This is a genomic window from Caulobacter segnis (genome assembly GCF_023935105.1).
GTDB lineage: Bacteria > Pseudomonadota > Alphaproteobacteria > Caulobacterales > Caulobacteraceae > Caulobacter > Caulobacter segnis_B.
This window is the reverse complement of sequence record NZ_CP096040.1, coordinates 1,088,944-1,105,323: the sequence shown is the minus strand read 5'-3', so window position 1 is coordinate 1,105,323 and position 16,380 is coordinate 1,088,944. Positions and strand designations below refer to the sequence as shown.

Below are 16,380 nucleotides of genomic sequence, written 5' to 3'. Positions count from 1 at the left end.
TTTTCGAGATTTGTTCTCGAAAGGTTTCTGTTATCATGTGGCATGGCCGAGCCCGAACCCGAGATCTTCGACGAGTTGGAAGACGAAGCCGAATTGGCTGCCGATGCCGCTGCGGACGCTGATCTCGAAGCTGGCCGCGTCGTTCCGCACGAGCGCGTGCGGGAGTGGCTGAAGTCCTTAGGGACACCTAACCAGTTACCCACGCCATATTCGTGGCGCAAGTAATCTGGACCGACCAAGCGCTGGCCGATATCGACGCTATCGTCACCTATATCTCCAACCAATCTCGCCCTCTCGCCGCGCAACGTCTGGGTCATAGACTGTTCGCTGCCGGCGAAAGCTTGGCGGACCATCCTGAGCGGGGCCGCCTCAGCACGAGAGGACGTCGCGAAATCGCCGCCGTCCCACCGTACGTGCTGCGCTACCGCGTCGTCGGCGATCGCGTCGTCATTGGCAGCGTCCGCCATAGCGCACGACGTCCCCTCTAACCTCACGACACGCTCTCCGGTTTGAGCGCGCGGAGCACCGGCTCGGCCTCGTCCAGCGACTGGCGGATGATGGCGACCAGCTTGTCGATCTCGGCGTGGGTGATGATCAGCGGCGGACAGCAGACGATGCTGTCGCGGATGGCGCGAACCATCAGGCCGTTCTTGATGCACAGATCCCGCACGATCGGCCCGGCCTCGCCCTCCTTGTCGAGGAAGCGATGGTTGGTCCCCTTCTCGCGGACGATCTCGACGGCGCCGATCAGGCCCAGCGACCGGGTCTCGCCGACCAGCGGGTGGTCGTTCAGGGTCGCCAGCGCCTTGGCGAGGTAAGGGCCGGTGTCGTCGCGGGTGCGTTCGACCAGGCCTTCGCGCTCGAGGATCTCGATGTTCTTCAGCGCCACGGCCGCGCAGGTCGGGTGGCCCGAATAGGTGAAGCCGTGGATGAAGTCGCCGCCCTTCTCGCGCAGCTCGGCGACGATGTGGTCGGCCACGCCCACGGCCGAAATCGGCAGGTAGCCGGACGACAGCCCCTTGGCCATGGCGATCAGGTCCGGCTTGATCCCGTAGTGCTGGTGGCCGAACCATTCGCCCAAGCGCCCGAAGCCGCAGATCACCTCGTCGCAGACCAGAAGGATCCCGTACTTGCGGCACAGGGCCTCGACCGCCGGCCAGTAGCCGTCCGGCGGGATGATCACCCCGCCCGCCCCCTGCACCGGCTCGCCGATGAAGGCGGCGACGTTCTCGGGGCCGACTTCGAGGATCTTGTCCTCGATGGCCTTGACGCAGCGATCGCGGAAGGCGGCCCGGTCCTCGTCGAAGCCGTCGCCGAACGGATAGGGCTGCATGACGTGCTCGACGCCGGGGATCGGCAGGTCGCCCTGCTTGTGCATGTGCTTCATGCCGCCGAGCGAGACGCCGGCCACGGTCGAGCCGTGATAGGCGTTCCAGCGGCTGACGAAGACCGTCCGCTGCGGCTGCTCCTTCAGTTTCCAGTAGTGCCGCACCAGGCGGAAGACCGTGTCGTTCGCCTCGGACCCCGACGAGTTGTAGAAGACGTGGGTCAGGTGGCCGCCCATCTTCTCGGCGATCTTGGCCGCCAGGGTCACGGTCGGCGGCGTCGCGGTCTTGAAGAAGGTGTTGTAGTACGGCAGCTCCAGCATCTGCTCGTAGGCGGCCTCGGCCAGCTCGGTGCGGCCGTAGCCGACATTGACGCACCACAGGCCGGCCATGCCGTCCAGGATCTGGTGGCCTTCGCCGTCGTGGATGTAGACGCCGTCGGCGCGGGTGATGATCCGGCTGCCGCCCAGCTCGGCGATGACCTTGTGGTCGGCCTGAGCCGGCAGGTGGTGAGCCAGGTCCAGACGCCGGAGCTCGGCGATGTCGTGGTTGCGGATCGGGACGGTCATTTCACTCTCACTTCCTGGTTTCCTCGATCACTTGCCCCCACCTGACCGCTTCGCGGTCGTCCGCCCCCAGAGGGGGCGGAAGGTGCGCGGCGCCCTTCTTCCCCCTCCGGGGGAGGAGCGCGTAGCGCGGAGGGGGCGAGTGAGATCTATGACAACAGCACCGCCGGCGAACACGCGTGCCAGCACAGCCAGACGGTCTCGCCCAGCTTGAAATCCTCCTGGTCCCAGCGGGTCAGGTTCGAGCGCTGCACCTTCACGCGCCTTCCGCTGGTGATCTCGACCTCATAGGTCGAGGCGCCGCCCAGATAGGCCTCGTGCTTGATGACACCCGCCACCGCGTTGGTGCCGCGCGGGCAGTCGCCGAGGTTGGGGGGCTCGTCGCCCTCCTTCTTGTGCAGCTCGATCTTCTCGGGCCGGATCGCCGCCCAGACCGCGCCGCCGCGGGGGCCGGTCACCCCATGGTCCAGGAAGATGTCGACCGGCAGGTCCGGCGACTTGATCACCGCGTGGCTGGGCTCGTCGACCGCCAGCACGCCCTCGAACAGATTCACGCTGCCGATGAAGTCGGCCACGAAGCGGCTGTTGGGGAATTCGTAGAGATCGCTGGGCGTGGCCACCTGCTGCAGCACGCCCCGGCTCATCACCGCGCAGCGCGAGGCCAGGGCCAGGGCCTCGTCCTGGTCGTGGGTGACCATGATGAAGGTGATGCCGACCTTCTCCTGCAGGGTGCACAGCTCGGTGCGCATCTGCTCGCGCAGCTTGGCGTCCAGGGCTGACAGCGGCTCGTCCAGCAGCAGCACGCGCGGCCGCTTGACCAGGGCCCGGGCCAAGGCCACGCGCTGGCGCTGACCGCCCGACAGCTGGTCGGGCTTGCGATGGCCCAGACCGCCCAGTTGCACCAGCTCCAGCGCCTCCTCGACGCGCCGGTCGCGCTCGGCCTTGCCGACCTTGTCCACGACCAGGCCGTAGGCGACGTTGTCGGATACGGTCATGTGCGGGAACACGGCGTAGGACTGGAACACCATGTTCACCGGCCGCTTGTTGGGCGGCACGTTCGAGATGTCCTGGCCGTCGATCAGGATCCGCCCCTCGGTGGGCGTCTCGAAGCCGGCCAGCATCCGCAGCAGGGTGGTCTTGCCGCAGCCCGACGGGCCCAGCAGCGAGAAGAACTCGCCCTCGTTGATGGTCAGCGAGACGTTGTCGACGGCCACCATCTTGCCGAAGCGCTTGGTGACGTTCTCAAAGGTGATGATCGGCTTGCTCATTTAGCGTCCCCCGCCCCATGCCCCGCTGTGGCGGCTGGGTCCCCCTGCAGTTTCAGCGCCGCCGCGGTCAGCAGCACGGTCAGCACGATCAGCACCGTCGAGGCCGCATTGACCTCCGGCGTCACCGAGAAGCGGACCATCGAATAGACCTTCACCGGGAAGGTCACCGTGTCGGGACCGGCGGTGAAGAAGGTGATGACGAAGTCGTCCAGGCTGAGCGTGAAGGCCAGCAGCGCCCCGGCCACCAGCGACGGGGCCATATGCGGCAGGATCACGTCCCTGATGGTGCGGAACTCGCCTGCCCCCAGGTCGCGGGCCGCCTCTTCCATCTCGCGGTTGAAGCTGGCCATGCGCGCGCGCACGACCACCGCCACGAACGGGAACGAGAACGATACGTGGGCGATGATGATCGCCCCCAGATTCAGCGGCCAGGCCAGGCCCTGCGGCCAGGGCATGACCTTGGCGAAGAACACCAGCATGGCCACCCCCATGCAGATCTCGGGCACCACGATCGGCAGGGCCAGGGCCCCGTCCAGCGCCGTCTTGCCGGGGAAGCGGAAGCGCCACAGCACCAGGGCGGCGGCCGCCCCCAGGACCAGGCTGATCACCGTCGAGACGGCCGCGATGGTCAGGCTGTTGCCGAACGCCTCCAGCAGGGCGGAGTCATTGAACAGCTTGTCGTAATATTTGAGTGTGAAGCCCTTCCAGACGATGTTGCGCCGGCTGTCGTTGAAGCTGAACGCCATCAGGGCGATCAGCGGCGCGTAGAGGAACAACCCCACCATCGCCAGCCAGGCCTGCATCGGCCAGCGGCGGAGGTATTCGAGGGGGCCGGGAGGCGCGCGTTTAGCCATTCGCATTCCCCTTCCCCGCTTCCCCCGCGAAAGCCGGGGCCCAGATCGAACCCATGGGCGCCACACCAGCGGACACCGTCGAAGGGCGCGAACACCCCGGATGCTCAGGCTGAATCTGGGTCCCGGCTTTCGCCGGGAAGACGGGATCCTGTGGCTTGGCAACCGGATCGATGAAGCTCATGCCTTGGCCTCCGGGGTCCGCTTGGCCAGAACCGCCTGGATCGCGATGGCGATGAAGGTCAGGTACATCAGCACGAACGACATGGCCGCGCCGAAGGGCCAGTCGTTGGCGCGCTTGAACTGGCGCTCGATGACGTTGGCGATCATCTGGCTGTCGGGTCCGCCAAGAAGGTCGGGCGTCAGATAGGCGCCCAGGGCCGGGATGAAGGTGATCAGGATCCCCGAGGCGATGCCGGGCAGGGCCAGCGGCACGACCACCTTGAACAGGGTTCGCATGTGCCCGGCGCCAAGGTCCAGGCTGGCCTCCAGCAGCGATTTGTCCAGCCGGTCCAGCGCCGAATACAGCGGCAGCACCATGAACGGCAGGTGGACATAGACCAGCCCCAGGATCACCGCGAAATTGTTGTGCAGCAGCTCCAGCGGCTGGAAGTCGCCCAGCGGCTGCAGGCCCAAAAGCGCCGCCAGGGTCCCGCCGCCCTTCCAAAGCCACTCCAGGCTCTGGTTGACGTAGCCCTCGGTGCGCAGCACGGCGATCAGGGCGTAGGTACGGATCAGGAGGTTCGTCCAGAACGGCAGCATGATCAGCAGCAGCAGCCAGGTCTTGGCCTTGTCGGACGCGAAGGTGATGGCCAGGGCCACGGGGAAGCCCAGCACCAGACACAGGCCCGTGGTCAGGCCTGCCACCCAGGCCGACTTCAGGAAGATCTTCAGGTACAGCGGCTCGATCGCCCGGGCGTAGTTGCCGAACGTGCCGGTGATGGCGATCTGCGTCAGCCCCTCGTTGTGGCCGAAGCTGTAGGCCCAGACGATGGCCATCGGCGCCAGGAAGAACAGCGCCAGCCACACCAGCGGCGGTCCCAGCGCCGCGGCGAAGACGGCTTTCGCCTGTTTCCAGGATTGTTCCATCATGTTCTCCAATCCTCCCCCAGCGGGGGAGGCGGCCGAAGGCCGGAGGGGGAAGTCGCAGGGTCAGCAGAACTTCCCCCTCCGTCGCCTGCGGCGACACCTCCCCCGCTAGGGGGAGGATTTTGACTTCACCAGCCCCCTAAGCCGCCCGCACCTGCGTGATGAGCTCCTCGTACTGGCTGGCCTTCTCGGCCCCTTCGAAGGCGCCGTACTCGCACTTGGCCATGACCTCGGCGGGCGGGAAGATGACCTTGTTCTCGCGATAGCTGGCCGGCATCAGCGCCTTGGCCGCCGCGTTGGGGGTCGGATAGAGGATCGTCTTGGTGATCTCGGCTCCGGCCTGGGCGTCCAGCAGGTAGTTGATGAAGGCGTGGGCGTTGTTCGGCCGCGGCGCGCCCTTCGGGATGCACAGGGTGTCGGAGTTGATCAACGACCCTTCCTTGGGCACCACGAAGTCGAGGTCCGGGTCGTCCTTCATCACCTGGGCGATGTCGCCGTTATACTCCAAAACGAGGTCGACCTCGCCCGAGACCAGCAGGTCCTGGCCGTTGTCGTCGTGGAAGGCCTTCACGAACGGCTTCTGCTTGATCAGCATCTGCTCGATCTTCGGCAGCATGTCCTCGGGGATGTTGTTGACCGAGTGGCCCAGGTACTTGGCCGCCAGGCGGACCAGGTCGGCGCTCTCCGACAACAGGGCGATGCGGCCCTTGTACTTGTCGCTGTCGAACAGCCACTTCCAGCTGTCGGGCACGCCGTCGACCTTGCTCTTGCGATAGCCGATGCCCAGCAGCAGCCAGGTGTAGGGCATCGAGTACTTCCGCCCCGGATCGAAGTCCGGATTGAGGAAGGACGGGTCGATGTTCTTCATGTTCGGGATCTTGGCGTGATCCAGCGGCTCGAGCATGCCGGCCTGGCCCATGCGGGTCACGAACTCGTTCGACGGGACGATGACGTCGAAGCCCGGATTGCCGGCCTTCAGCTTGGCAAACAGTTCGTCGTTGGTCGCGAACAGGCTCATGTTCACGGCGATGCCGGACGCCTTCTTGAAGTCACCCAGCGTGGTCTCGCCGATATAGGTGTCCCAGTTGTAGAAGTTCAGCTTGGGCTCCTCGCCGCCCGCGCCCGCGGCCTTGGGCTTCTCGCCGCAGGCCGTGAAACTGAAGCCGATGGCGGCCGCGCCGAAGGCCGTCAGAAGCGAGCGCCGCGAGGCCCCGCCGTTACGATATCCGCTCATTCGAAACTCCCTCATGTTCCGTGTGTGTCGTGCCTTGGGCGCTACTCAGCCGTCAGGCGTTGCGGAGATACCAATCGAAATCGAGTTCGGTGACGACCTCGAAGAAGCGCGCCTGTTCCGTGCGCTTGACCGAGACGAACATGTCCACGAAGCGGTCGCCGAGATAGTCGCGCAGCACGGTCGACCGCTCGAACAGGTCGACCGCCGCGAACCAGTTGTTGGGCAGGCGGATGTTCTCCTTGGCCGCCGCCGCGTAGCCGTCGCCGACCACCGCCGGGCCCGGATCCAGCTTGTTCGTGATGCCGTGGTGGGCGCTGGCCAGCAGCACGGCCAAAACGAGGTACGGATTGCCGTCGGCCCCGGCCACGCGGTGCTCGACGTGCCGGGTCTTGGGCGGACCAGCCGGCACGCGCAGGCTGACCGTGCGATTGTTGACGCCCCAGGTCGGGGCCACCGGCGCGTAGCTGTTGGCCTTGAAGCGGCGATAGCTGTTGGCGTTGGGCGCCAGGATCGCCATGCCCTCGCCCAGCAGGGCCTTCATGCCGGCGATAGCGTGCTTCAGCAGCGGCGAACCTTCCAGGTCCTCGGCGGCGCACAGGTTGTTTCCGGCCGCGTCGTTGACGCTGAGATGGACGTGGAAACCGTTGCCCGCGCGGTCGCTCCACGGCTTGGCCATGAAGGTCGCCTCGCAGCCATGGCGCAGGGCCACGCCCTTGGCGGCGCGCTTGTACAGCACCGCGTCGTCGGCGGCGCGCAGGGCGTCGGGCTTGTGCATCAAGGTCAGCTCGACCTGGCCCGGGGCGAACTCCGAGATCGCGCCTTCCAGCGGCACGCCGATCACGTCGGCGGTGTCCCACAGCTCGCGCAGGAACGGGGCGTGGGCCTCCAGCTCGGGCAGGCCGTAGACCTGGATGCCGCTGGGGCGCAGGCCGGTCTGCATCGACTTGGCCGGCTGCAGCTCGCCGTTCGGGCCGCGCTCCAGGTCGACCAGGTAGTATTCCAGCTCGCAGGCCGCGACCGGCGTCAGGCCGTCGGCGGCGTAGCGGTCCAGGACACGTTGGAGGACGTGGCGCGGATCCAAGTCGTTGGGCGTTCCGTCCAGTTCGTACAGCGACAGCATCACCTGGGCGACGTCGGGACCCAGCCACGGCGCCAGGGTCAGGGTGCCTGGCACGGGCCGCGCGCGGCGGTCGGCGTCGCCGTCCTCCCAAACCAGGCCCGTGTCCTCGCAGTCGGCGCCCAGGGTGTCGACCACCAGGATCGAGCCCGGCAGGAAGCGGCCGTATTCGTAGATCGCCGGCAGCTCGTGGATCCGCAGCCGCTTGCCGCGCGGCACCCCGGTCATGCTGGTGAAGAACACGTCGACGAACTTCACCTGCGGGTTCGCGGCCAGGAAGTCCCGGCATTCCTGGATGTCGGCTACAGCGCTCATGCGTCCCCCATCGCGACCGCGAAGCCGTCCACGGCCGCGACCAGCCGGTCGATCGCCGCGTCGTCGGTGACGGGCGAGACCAGCATCATGTTGTGAAAGGGCGCGATCAGGACGCCCCGGTTGATCAGCCACAGATGCAGCGCTTCCACGGCGGTGTGGTCCAGCGCTTTCCGCATCGCGGCGGCGGTCTTGGGCGGCGGGTCGGCGAAGACCAGTTCCACCCGCGCCCCGACATGCACCACCGACCACGGCAAGCGGCGCGCGGCGATCACGCCCTTCAGGCCCGCGACCAGGCGCTCGGCCCCGGCCAGCATCCGGGCGTAGGCGGCCTCGGTCATCACCTCGGACAGCATGGCGCGCATGGCGGCCATCGCCAGGGCGTTGCCCGACAGCGTGGTGCCGATGCCGGACTGGCCAGGACCGATCCGCGCCTGGGCCGCGTCCATCCGCGCGGAGAGCTCGGCCGTGACGCCCCAGACGGCGGCCGGCACGCCGCCGGCGACGGCCTTGCCCAGGACGAAGACATCGGGCTCCAGGTCGAAGGCGCGGGTATAGCCGCCGGGACCGGTCGAAATGGTGTGGGTCTCGTCGATGACCAGCAGGGTTCCGGCGTCGCGGGTCAGCGCGCGCAGGGCGTCGTGGAAGCCAGGCTCGGGCAGGATCATCCCGCAGTTGGTCATCACCGGCTCGGCCAGCACGGCGGCGACGTCGCCGGGGGCCAGGGCCGCTTCCAGGGCGGCGAGATCGTTGAACGGCACGACACGGGTGGTGGTCGTCAGGTCGTGGACCTGGCCCAGCAGGCCCGGCTTCATCACCGAAGCGCCGTCCTTCAGCACCACGAAGGCGTCGTCGACCATGCCGTGGTAGCAGCCGTCGAACACCAGCACGACCGGCCGCCCGGTCACCGCCCGCACCCAGCGGATCGCCGCGCGGTTGGCGTCGCTGGCCGTGGTCGCCGTCTGCCACAGCGGCAGGCCGAAGCGCTCGGCCAGCAGCTTGCCGACGATCACCGCCGAGGCGGTCGGCAGCATGAAGCCCGCGCCGCGCTTGATCTGGTCGGCGACCGCCGCCGCCACCGAGGCGTCGGCGTGGCCGAACATCGACGGCGTGTCGCCCAGGCAGAAGTCGTCATACAACTTCCCATCCACGTCGGTGACCTGCGCCCCGACGCCCTGGGCGGCGAAGATCGGCGACGGACTGGCCCAGTCGTTCATCCAGTGCATCGGCGCCCCGCCGCGCCAGACCCCGGCCGCGGCCTTGGCCATGGCGACCGAGCGCGGATGCTCGGCGACGAACCGGGCGCGCTCGTCGGCGAGGATGTCCGTGGCGGTGCGGGTGAGCTCGGCGATCATCCGACCCCGCCGAAACACAGGTACTTGGTCTCCAGGTACTCATCCAAGCCCTCGGAAGACCCCTCGCGACCCAGGCCGGATTCCTTGACCCCGCCGAAGGGCGCCACCTCGGTGGAGATCAGCCCCTCGTTGATGCCGACCATGCCGGCCTCGATGGCCTCGGCCACCCGCCAGCAGCGGGCCACGTCCTTGCTGTAGAAGTACGACGCCAGGCCGAAGGGCGTGGCGTTGGCCAGGTGGATGGCCTCCTCCTCGGTGTGGAACTTCACGACCGGGGCGACGGGACCGAAGATCTCCTCGTTGAACAACCGCATGTCCGGCGTCGCATCGCTGAGCACCGTGGGCTGGTAGAACAGCCCGCCCAGGTCGTGGCGGTCGCCGCCGACCACCACCTTGGCCCCGCCCGCGACGGCCTCGCGCACCAGGGCCTCGACCTTGACGATGGCCTTGTCGTTGATCAGCGGGCCGATCACGACGCCTTCGCCGGTCCCCGGCCCGACCTTCATCGCCGCGACCTTCTCGGCCAGGCGCGCGACGAAGGCGTCGTGGATGCCGGCTTGGACGATCAGCCGGTTGGCGCAGACGCAGGTCTGGCCGGTGTTGCGGTACTTGCTGGCGATGGCGCCGTCGACGGCGGCCTCCAGGTCGGCGTCGTCGAAGACGATGAAGGGCGCGTTGCCGCCCAGCTCCAGGCTGAGCTTCTTCATCGTGCCGGCGCACTGCTCGTACAGGATCTTCCCGATCGGGGTAGAGCCCGTGAACGACAGCTTGCGCACGCGGCTGTCCTCGCACAGCGCCTTGCCGATGCCGCTGCTGTCCTTGCCGGTGACGACGTTCAGCACGCCGGCCGGCACGCCCGCCTCGGTCGCCAGGCGGGCGATGGCCAGGGCGCACAGCGGCGTCTCGGCGGCCGGCTTGACCACCACCGTGCAGCCGGCGGCCAGGGCCGGGCCGACCTTGCGGGTGATCATGGCGATCGGGAAGTTCCACGGCGCGATGGCCGCGCAGACCCCTACGGGCTGCTTGATCGAGGCCAGGCGCTTGCCCGGCATCGGGGTCGGGATGGTGTGGCCGTAGGCGCGCTTGGCCTCGTCGGCGAACCAGTCGATGAACGCCGCGCCATAGGCCACCTCGCCCTTGGCTTCCGCCAGCGGCTTGCCCTGCTCGGCGGTCATCAGCCGGGCCAGATCCTCGGCGTGAGACAGCATCAGGTCGCTCCACCGACGCAGGATCGCCCCGCGTTCCTTGGCGGTCTTGGCGGCCCAGGCCGGGAAGGCCCGATGCGCGGCCTCGATGGCCACGCGCGTCTCGCCGGGGCCGAGGTCGGCGACCTTGGCGATCACCGTCCCGTCGGCCGGATTGAGCACCTCGAAGGTCTTGTCGCCCTCGATCCAGAGGCCGTCGATGAAGGCTTCGGTTTCAACGAGATTCAGGGACTTGCTGGTCATTGGGCGGCACTCACCTCAGCGTCACGGACACCGACTTCAGGTCGGCGTACTTGTGCAACGCATGAAGGCTGCGGTCACGGCCGAAACCGGACTGCTTGAAGCCCCCGAACGGCATGGTGATGTCGCAGGCGTCCCAGCCGTTGACCCAGACCAGCCCGGCCTTCAACCGCCGCGCCCCGCGCAGGGCGCGGTTGATGTCCGACGTCCACAGGCCGGCGGCCAGGCCGTAGACCGTGTCGTTGGCCAGGCGCATGGCCTGGTCCTCGTCCTTGAAGGTCAGCACCCCCAGGACCGGCCCGAACACCTCCTCGCGGGCCAGGGTGTGGTCAGCCTCGACACGGTCGAAGATCGTCGGCTCGACATAGAAGCCGCCGCTGTCCTTCCGCGCCCGCTGGCCGCCCAGCACGCGGCGCGCGCCCTGGCTGTCGGCGGTGGCGATGTAGTCGAGGGCGGTCTTCATCTGCCGCTCGCTGACCATGGCCCCGAACACCGTCTCCGGATCCAGCGGATCGCCGGGGACCAGGGTCTTGGCCACGGCCACCACCCGCTCCAGGAACTGTTCCTTGATCGGCGCCTCGACCAAGAGGCGCGAGGCGGCGGTGCAGACCTCGCCCTGATTATAGAACACGCCCCAGGCGGCGGCCTCGGCGGCGGCGTCCAGGTCCGGACAGTCGGCGAAGACGATCTGGGGCGACTTGCCGCCCAGTTCCAGGCTGACCCGCTTCAGGTTCGAGCGGGCCGAATATTCCATCAGCTTGCGCCCCACGGGGCCCGAGCCGGTGAAGGCGATCATGTCGACGTCCATCGACAGGGCCAGGGCCTCGCCGGCGACGCCGCCCAGGCCGGGGATCACGTTCAGCACCCCGGCCGGGAGCCCCGCTTCCAGGGCCAGTTCGCCCAGCTTCAGGGCGGTCAGCGGCGATTGCTCGGCGGGCTTCAGCACCACCGAATTGCCCATGGCCAGGGCCGGCGCGACCTTCCACATCGCCATGTGCAGCGGGAAGTTCCACGGCACGATCGCCCCGATCACGCCCAGCGGCTCGTGCACCGCGTAGCTCAGGCGATCGACCGGCGACGCGCCGACCTCGCCATAGACCTTGTCCAGCGCCTCGGCGTACCAGCGGCAGGTGCCGATCGCGAGCGGGATGTCGACGTTGCGGGCGTCGCGGATCGGCTTGCCGACGTCCAGGCTTTCCAGCAGGGCCAGCTCCTCGGCGTCGCGCTCCATCAGCTCGGCCAGGCGGAACAGGACCTTCTTCTTGGCGCGCGGCCCTTGGTCGCGCCAGCGGCCGTCCTCGAAGGCCGCGCGGGCGGAGGCGACGGCGCGGGCGACGTCCTCGCCCTGGCAGGCCGTCACTTGGTTCAGCACCAGCCCATCGCGTGGCGAGACGTTGTGGAAGGTCGCGCCCGAGGCGGCCTCGACCCGCGCGCCGTCGATGATCGCCTGCCCGGGGAGGGCCAGGCGTGAGAGACGCTCCGAGATGTCGGCGGGCAAGGTCACGCGGGAAAATCCGGACTATTGTGATCACAGTTTTCCGGCAAACCGGAAGTGTCAAGCGTCCGACTCATGGCGACGCTTCATGGGGCGCCCCGTTGCCGGCTTCGACGGCGGCCCGCATCTTGTCCATGCCTTCGGAAAGGTCAGCGGCGATCGCCCGGCGGGCGCCGTCGGGATCTCGGGCGCGCAAGGCTTCGATCGCCTCGGCATGTCGGTCGGCGACCAGGCCATCGGCGCCGACCCGGCCGAACACCACCCGCATGAACGGTCCGACCTGCAGCCACAGGCCGCCGGCCATGGCCAGCAGCACCTCGGCCCCCGCCCGCTCGTAGAGCGCGAAGTGAAAGGCGTGGTTGGCGGTCATGTAGCGGTCGACGTCGCCCAGCCGCAGGGCCTCGTCGACATCGGCGTCGATGGCCTGCAGCTGGCGCACCAGGCTGGCGTCGGAATTGGCGGCGGCCCTCGTGACGGCTCTGGCCGCCAGCTCCGGTTCGACCCACAGCCGGGCCAGCGACAGCTGTTCCAGGCGGCCGGCGGTCAGCGAGGGCACCGACAGGCGCTTGTTGGCCGGATTGATCGCCAGGGCGCGCTCGGCCACCAGGCGTCGGACCGCGTCGCGAACCGGCATGGGGCTGACCCCCAGCTCGGCGGCCAGGCTGCGCAGGGACACGCCCTTGCCGGGCGCGATGCGGCCGGTGATCAGGGCCTGGCGGATCGCCTCGTAGACCTGGTCGTGGACGGCGGTCTGGTCGGCCAGGGGGCGGCGGATTCTGGCCATCTCGTCCACCTCCTCTCCAAGCCGGGCGAAAAAACCTCTCTTTACGAGAGGGGCGCCATTGCGATCACAATGCAAGGCCCCGCGGAGCCCTTGCCATGTCCAACGACCTCGACGCCTTCTGGATGCCGTTCACCCCGAACCGGCGGTTCAAGAGCCATCCCAGGATGCTCTCGTCGGCCAGCGGCATGCTGTACAAGACGCCTGACGGCCGCGAGGTGCTGGACGCCACATCCGGCCTGTGGTGCGTCAACGCCGGCCACGACCGCCCCAAGATCCGCGAGGCCATCCAGAAGCAGGCGGCCGAGATGGACTACGCCCCCAGCTTCAACATGGGCCATCCGCTGGCCTTCCAGTTCGCCTCGCGCCTGGCCCAGATCACGCCCGCCGGCCTGGACCGGATCTTCTTCACCAACTCGGGCTCGGAGTCGGTCGACACGGCGCTGAAGATCGCCCTGGCCTATCACCGCGCCCGGGGCAAGGGGACCAAGACCCGGCTGATCGGCCGCGAGCGCGGCTATCACGGCGTCGGCTTCGGCGGCATCTCGGTGGGCGGCATCCCGACCAACCGCAAGTACTTCGGATCCTTACTCACTGGCGTCGACCACCTGCCCCACACCCACGGCGTGGCCGGCAACCTGTTCGCCAAGGGCCAGCCCGAGCACGGCGCCCACCTGGCCGACGACCTGGAGCGGATCGTGGCCCTGCACGACGCCTCCAACATCGCCGCCGTGATCGTCGAGCCGGTGGCCGGCTCCACCGGTGTGCTGGTTCCGCCCAAGGGCTATCTCGAACGCCTGCGGGCGATCTGCGACAAGCACGACATCCTGCTGATCTTCGACGAGGTGATCACCGGCTTTGGCCGCCTGGGCGCGCCGTTCGCCGCCGACCGCTTCGGCGTCACGCCCGACTTGATGTGCCTGGCCAAGGGCCTGACCAACGCCGCCGTCCCGGCCGGCGCGGTCGCCGCCTCGACCAAGATCTACGACGCCATGCTGGACGGCGCCGACGCGGCGATCGAGCTCTTCCACGGCTACACCTATTCGGCCCACCCGCTCGCTTGCGCCGCCGGCATCGCCACGCTGGAGACCTACCAGGAGGACGACCTGTTCGCCCGCGCCGCCGGCATCGAGGCCTATTGGCAGGACGCCATGCACGGCCTGGCCGACGCTCGCCACGTGGTCGACATCCGCAACCTGGGCATCATCGCCGGCATCGAGCTGGAGCCCCGCCCCGGCGCCCCGACCGCCCGGGCCATGGAGGTGTTCGAGACCTGCTTCGACGAGGGCCTGCTGATCCGCGTCACCGGCGACATCATCGCCCTGTCGCCGCCGCTGATCCTGGAGAAGAGCCACATCGACCGGATGGTGGAGATCATCCGCAAGGTGCTGAGCCGGGTCGCCTAGTTGTTCAGTACCAGGCCTCGAATTCGGGATTGGTCTCGTCGGGGATGAAAGACGGCGCCGTGTCGAGCGTGAAACGCTGGCCAGGCCCAGCCGTGGGGCACTCCTGGTTGGAAACTTGGTCGCCGCCCTTCATGACCACCAGGCCCGACCAGCGCCGCCCGGCGACCTCCGTGTCCGCGCCGCCGATCGCCGAATAGACGATGTACTCGTAGCCTTGGTTGGAGAACCTCAAGCTGGTCTGGAAACCGCCACGTCCCGGCCCGCGGATCGAGGTCGCGTGCGCCTTGCCGTCAGCGCCATCGCTGACGATCGTCAGGTCGGTCTTGTTGGCGGCGCCATACCGGTAGGTCACGGTGCGATCGGTGGCGCACACGGACACGGTCTTCTGCTTGAACGCGCAGCTATAGACCCGGCGCTCGCCTGCCGCGCAGCGCGGCGCCCCGTCAGCCGCGCGATCGTAGCGAACCGGGTGAGCCTTCGCCTCCGGCTCGGTCTTCGCCGGACGCTGGTCGCAGCCCGCCAGCATGACCAGGAGGGCAAGCGTGAAGAGTGAACGGACGACCATGCCGCAGCTCCCAGGTTGCGATGGGATAGGGCGCGGATTTCGGTCAGGGCGACAAGGCTTTTTGGCGCGCGGGTGCGCCTGCCACCGCGCCGTGGCGTCTAGCGTCCTGGCCCACCAGGTCGCGCGGGCATGTCGAGCTTGAAGATCAGGCTGTCGCGATCGGGGAAATCATAGCCCCTCGGCAGTTCGGCGCGGTCCACGACGCAGAAACCCCGACGCCGGTAAAAGGCGTGCGACCGCGTCGCCACCGCGGGTGTGTCCAGGAAGATCGCGGCGAGGCCGCGCGCCTCGGCCCAGGCGATGGCCCTGTCGTACAGGCCGTGAGCCGCCCCGTCCGGCCCGCGATAGTCCCGCCGCACGAACAGCTTCTTCAGCACGCCGCTCGATCCATAGCGCATCATGCCGATCGTCCCGACAATCTCGCCGCTCGCCATCGCCACCCAGAAGCCGCCGTCGCGATAGGCGCCGGCGATGTCGAGCAGCTCCGGCTGCTCCTCGACCGGCACGAAGAGACCGACATCGTCGCGCTGCACGGAAAGAATGAGCGCGGCGACCTCAGGGTCGCGCCCGCCGGCATAGTCGATGATCTCGAAGGCCGCTTCCCGCACCGGCGCCTAACCTCTCGGCGCGTACGACATGGCCACGTCACAACGCTCATACCGCGCGCCGAACAGTCGCATGATCTCGGCGTCATGGACGAAGCCCAGCTTCTCGTAGAGGTGGATGGCGGCGGCGCACTTCTTGTTGGTCAGCAGATAGACCTTGTCCATGCCCAGGCTGGCGGCGCGCTCCAGGGTCTTGGCCAGCAGGAACTCGCCGACCTTGAGACCGCGCGCGCTCTTCAGCACGCCCATCTTGGTCAGCTCGACCCAGCCGTCCTTGGAGACCATCAGGGCGCAGGTCCCGACCACGCCCAGGTCCGGGGTCTCCGCGAACAGCACCACCCCGCCCTTGTCGAGGATCAGCTCGCGCGGCCGTGACAGCAGGTCGATGTCGTTCCGCTCCAAGGCGAACATCTCGCTGATCCATTCGGCGTTGATCTGGTGAAAGGCCTCCGCCAGATCGTCGGAGAAGTCGCGCGCCCACATGCTGGGCGGCGGCGCGCGCTGGATGCGGGCCAGCAGCGAGATCTCGGCCAGCCGCGCCTCGACCTTGGCCAGGCCCTGCATGAAGTCGCCGGACAGGCCCTCGACCAGCTCGGCGGCGGCCGGCTCGATGCGCGGCAGGAGCTGGGTCTGGACCCGGACCAGCAAGGCCTCTCCCGCCGGGGTCAGGGCCAGCGACTTGGAGCGCGCGTCGCCCGGCGCGCGGCGGGCCTCGACGAACTCGCCCAGCGTTCCCAGGGCGCGGGTGACGGTGGGCTGGGCCAGCTGCAGACGCTCGGCCAGCTCGCCCACGGTGATCGGGCCGTGCAGGCGGATGGTCATCAAGAGCGACATCTGGGCCGGCTGGACCGGCAGGTCCAGGAACCGCGCCACCTCGGCCGCGTCGGCCTGCATCCGCTCGGCCAGCCGCTTGAGCCGGCTGCCCAGGAACCCCACGCCGAAGCCCGCCAGCAGATCGACTTCCAT

At 68.4% G+C, this 16,380-nt stretch carries 16 protein-coding genes and 1 pseudogene; 4 read left to right on the top strand and 13 right to left on the bottom strand.

The window, feature by feature from the left end:
* Window positions 1-42: 42 nt before the first annotated feature.
* Together MZV50_RS05450 and MZV50_RS05445 are read left to right on the top strand one after the other, a co-directional pair.
* Complete coding sequence (locus MZV50_RS05450) at window positions 43-225, top strand: antitoxin (RefSeq protein WP_252633404.1); 183 nt, start codon at window positions 43-45, stop codon at window positions 223-225.
* Complete coding sequence (locus MZV50_RS05445; protein WP_252633403.1) at window positions 213-488, top strand: type II toxin-antitoxin system RelE/ParE family toxin; 276 nt, start codon at window positions 213-215, stop codon at window positions 486-488. The genes MZV50_RS05450 and MZV50_RS05445 overlap by 13 nt, the downstream gene beginning before the upstream one ends.
* A 2-nt stretch (window positions 489-490) precedes the next feature.
* Here MZV50_RS05445 and MZV50_RS05440 read toward each other — a convergent pair whose 3' ends face one another.
* Window positions 491-1,894 (bottom strand): aspartate aminotransferase family protein, encoded by a 1,404-nt coding sequence (locus tag MZV50_RS05440; protein ID WP_252633402.1) that lies wholly within the window; start codon window positions 1,892-1,894, stop codon window positions 491-493.
* Window positions 1,895-1,952: 58 nt separating this feature from the next.
* Between MZV50_RS05440 and MZV50_RS05435 the strand changes: the two are divergent.
* Window positions 1,953-2,030 (top strand): annotated as a pseudogene (locus MZV50_RS05435) (hypothetical protein); the annotation flags it as partial.
* Between the two features lie 10 nt (window positions 2,031-2,040).
* On the opposite strand, the gene MZV50_RS05430 reads toward MZV50_RS05435, so the two are convergent.
* From MZV50_RS05430 to MZV50_RS05390, 9 genes are all read right to left on the bottom strand, one after another.
* Complete coding sequence (locus MZV50_RS05430) at window positions 2,041-3,159, bottom strand: ABC transporter ATP-binding protein (RefSeq protein ID WP_252633401.1); 1,119 nt, start codon at window positions 3,157-3,159, stop codon at window positions 2,041-2,043.
* Complete coding sequence (locus tag MZV50_RS05425) at window positions 3,156-4,019, bottom strand: ABC transporter permease (RefSeq protein ID WP_252633400.1); 864 nt, start codon at window positions 4,017-4,019, stop codon at window positions 3,156-3,158. Before MZV50_RS05425 ends, MZV50_RS05430 begins: the two co-directional genes overlap by 4 nt.
* Before the next feature lie 171 nt (window positions 4,020-4,190).
* Window positions 4,191-5,111: an ABC transporter permease gene (locus tag MZV50_RS05420; protein ID WP_252633399.1), complete on the bottom strand. Its 921-nt coding sequence runs from the start codon at window positions 5,109-5,111 to the stop codon at window positions 4,191-4,193.
* A 127-nt stretch (window positions 5,112-5,238) separates the two neighbouring features.
* A complete protein-coding gene (locus MZV50_RS05415; RefSeq protein ID WP_436792208.1) occupies window positions 5,239-6,333 on the bottom strand; it encodes an ABC transporter substrate-binding protein in 1,095 nt (364 codons plus the stop codon).
* A gap of 52 nt (window positions 6,334-6,385) precedes the next feature.
* Window positions 6,386-7,765 (bottom strand): glutamine synthetase family protein, encoded by a 1,380-nt coding sequence (locus MZV50_RS05410; RefSeq protein ID WP_252633396.1) that lies wholly within the window; start codon window positions 7,763-7,765, stop codon window positions 6,386-6,388.
* Window positions 7,762-9,117 (bottom strand): aspartate aminotransferase family protein, encoded by a 1,356-nt coding sequence (locus MZV50_RS05405; RefSeq protein WP_252633395.1) that lies wholly within the window; start codon window positions 9,115-9,117, stop codon window positions 7,762-7,764. The genes MZV50_RS05410 and MZV50_RS05405 overlap by 4 nt, the downstream gene beginning before the upstream one ends.
* Window positions 9,114-10,565 carry an NAD-dependent succinate-semialdehyde dehydrogenase gene (locus MZV50_RS05400; protein ID WP_252633393.1) on the bottom strand — a complete coding sequence of 484 codons (1,452 nt, stop codon included), beginning with the start codon at window positions 10,563-10,565 and terminating at the stop codon, window positions 9,114-9,116. Before MZV50_RS05400 ends, MZV50_RS05405 begins: the two co-directional genes overlap by 4 nt.
* A gap of 10 nt (window positions 10,566-10,575) precedes the next feature.
* Window positions 10,576-12,066 (bottom strand): aldehyde dehydrogenase, encoded by a 1,491-nt coding sequence (locus MZV50_RS05395; RefSeq protein WP_252633392.1) that lies wholly within the window; start codon window positions 12,064-12,066, stop codon window positions 10,576-10,578.
* Between the two features lie 64 nt (window positions 12,067-12,130).
* A complete protein-coding gene (locus MZV50_RS05390) occupies window positions 12,131-12,841 on the bottom strand; it encodes a GntR family transcriptional regulator (protein ID WP_252633390.1) in 711 nt (236 codons plus the stop codon).
* A gap of 95 nt (window positions 12,842-12,936) precedes the next feature.
* Here MZV50_RS05390 and MZV50_RS05385 point away from each other — a divergent pair, with 95 nt between their 5' ends.
* Window positions 12,937-14,244 (top strand): aspartate aminotransferase family protein, encoded by a 1,308-nt coding sequence (locus tag MZV50_RS05385; protein WP_252633389.1) that lies wholly within the window; start codon window positions 12,937-12,939, stop codon window positions 14,242-14,244.
* Between the two features lie 4 nt (window positions 14,245-14,248).
* Here MZV50_RS05385 and MZV50_RS05380 read toward each other — a convergent pair whose 3' ends face one another.
* From MZV50_RS05380 to MZV50_RS05370, 3 genes are all read right to left on the bottom strand, one after another.
* Window positions 14,249-14,809, bottom strand: coding sequence for a hypothetical protein (locus MZV50_RS05380; RefSeq protein WP_252633387.1), 561 nt, complete (start codon window positions 14,807-14,809; stop codon window positions 14,249-14,251).
* A gap of 98 nt (window positions 14,810-14,907) precedes the next feature.
* Complete coding sequence (locus tag MZV50_RS05375; RefSeq protein WP_252633386.1) at window positions 14,908-15,417, bottom strand: GNAT family N-acetyltransferase; 510 nt, start codon at window positions 15,415-15,417, stop codon at window positions 14,908-14,910.
* Between the two features lie 6 nt (window positions 15,418-15,423).
* Window positions 15,424-16,380 carry a bifunctional helix-turn-helix transcriptional regulator/GNAT family N-acetyltransferase gene (locus MZV50_RS05370; RefSeq protein WP_252633385.1) on the bottom strand — a complete coding sequence of 319 codons (957 nt, stop codon included), beginning with the start codon at window positions 16,378-16,380 and terminating at the stop codon, window positions 15,424-15,426.

What these genes read in the sequence shown, in the direction of transcription:
- MZV50_RS05450 (WP_252633404.1), top strand. Translation starts at nt 43, where the DNA reads ATGGCCGAGCCCGAACCCGAGATCTTCGACGAGTTGGAAGACGAAGCC.
- MZV50_RS05440 (WP_252633402.1), bottom strand. Translation starts at nt 1,894, where the DNA reads ATGACCGTCCCGATCCGCAACCACGACATCGCCGAGCTCCGGCGTCTG.
- MZV50_RS05430 (WP_252633401.1), bottom strand. Translation starts at nt 3,159, where the DNA reads ATGAGCAAGCCGATCATCACCTTTGAGAACGTCACCAAGCGCTTCGGC.
- MZV50_RS05425 (WP_252633400.1), bottom strand. Translation starts at nt 4,019, where the DNA reads ATGCGAATGGCTAAACGCGCGCCTCCCGGCCCCCTCGAATACCTCCGC.
- MZV50_RS05415 (WP_436792208.1), bottom strand. Translation starts at nt 6,333, where the DNA reads ATGAGCGGATATCGTAACGGCGGGGCCTCGCGGCGCTCGCTTCTGACG.
- MZV50_RS05410 (WP_252633396.1), bottom strand. Translation starts at nt 7,765, where the DNA reads ATGAGCGCTGTAGCCGACATCCAGGAATGCCGGGACTTCCTGGCCGCG.
- MZV50_RS05405 (WP_252633395.1), bottom strand. Translation starts at nt 9,117, where the DNA reads ATGATCGCCGAGCTCACCCGCACCGCCACGGACATCCTCGCCGACGAG.
- MZV50_RS05400 (WP_252633393.1), bottom strand. Translation starts at nt 10,565, where the DNA reads ATGACCAGCAAGTCCCTGAATCTCGTTGAAACCGAAGCCTTCATCGAC.
- MZV50_RS05390 (WP_252633390.1), bottom strand. Translation starts at nt 12,841, where the DNA reads ATGGCCAGAATCCGCCGCCCCCTGGCCGACCAGACCGCCGTCCACGAC.
- MZV50_RS05385 (WP_252633389.1), top strand. Translation starts at nt 12,937, where the DNA reads ATGTCCAACGACCTCGACGCCTTCTGGATGCCGTTCACCCCGAACCGG.
- MZV50_RS05380 (WP_252633387.1), bottom strand. Translation starts at nt 14,809, where the DNA reads ATGGTCGTCCGTTCACTCTTCACGCTTGCCCTCCTGGTCATGCTGGCG.
- MZV50_RS05370 (WP_252633385.1), bottom strand. Translation starts at nt 16,380, where the DNA reads ATGGAAGTCGATCTGCTGGCGGGCTTCGGCGTGGGGTTCCTGGGCAGC.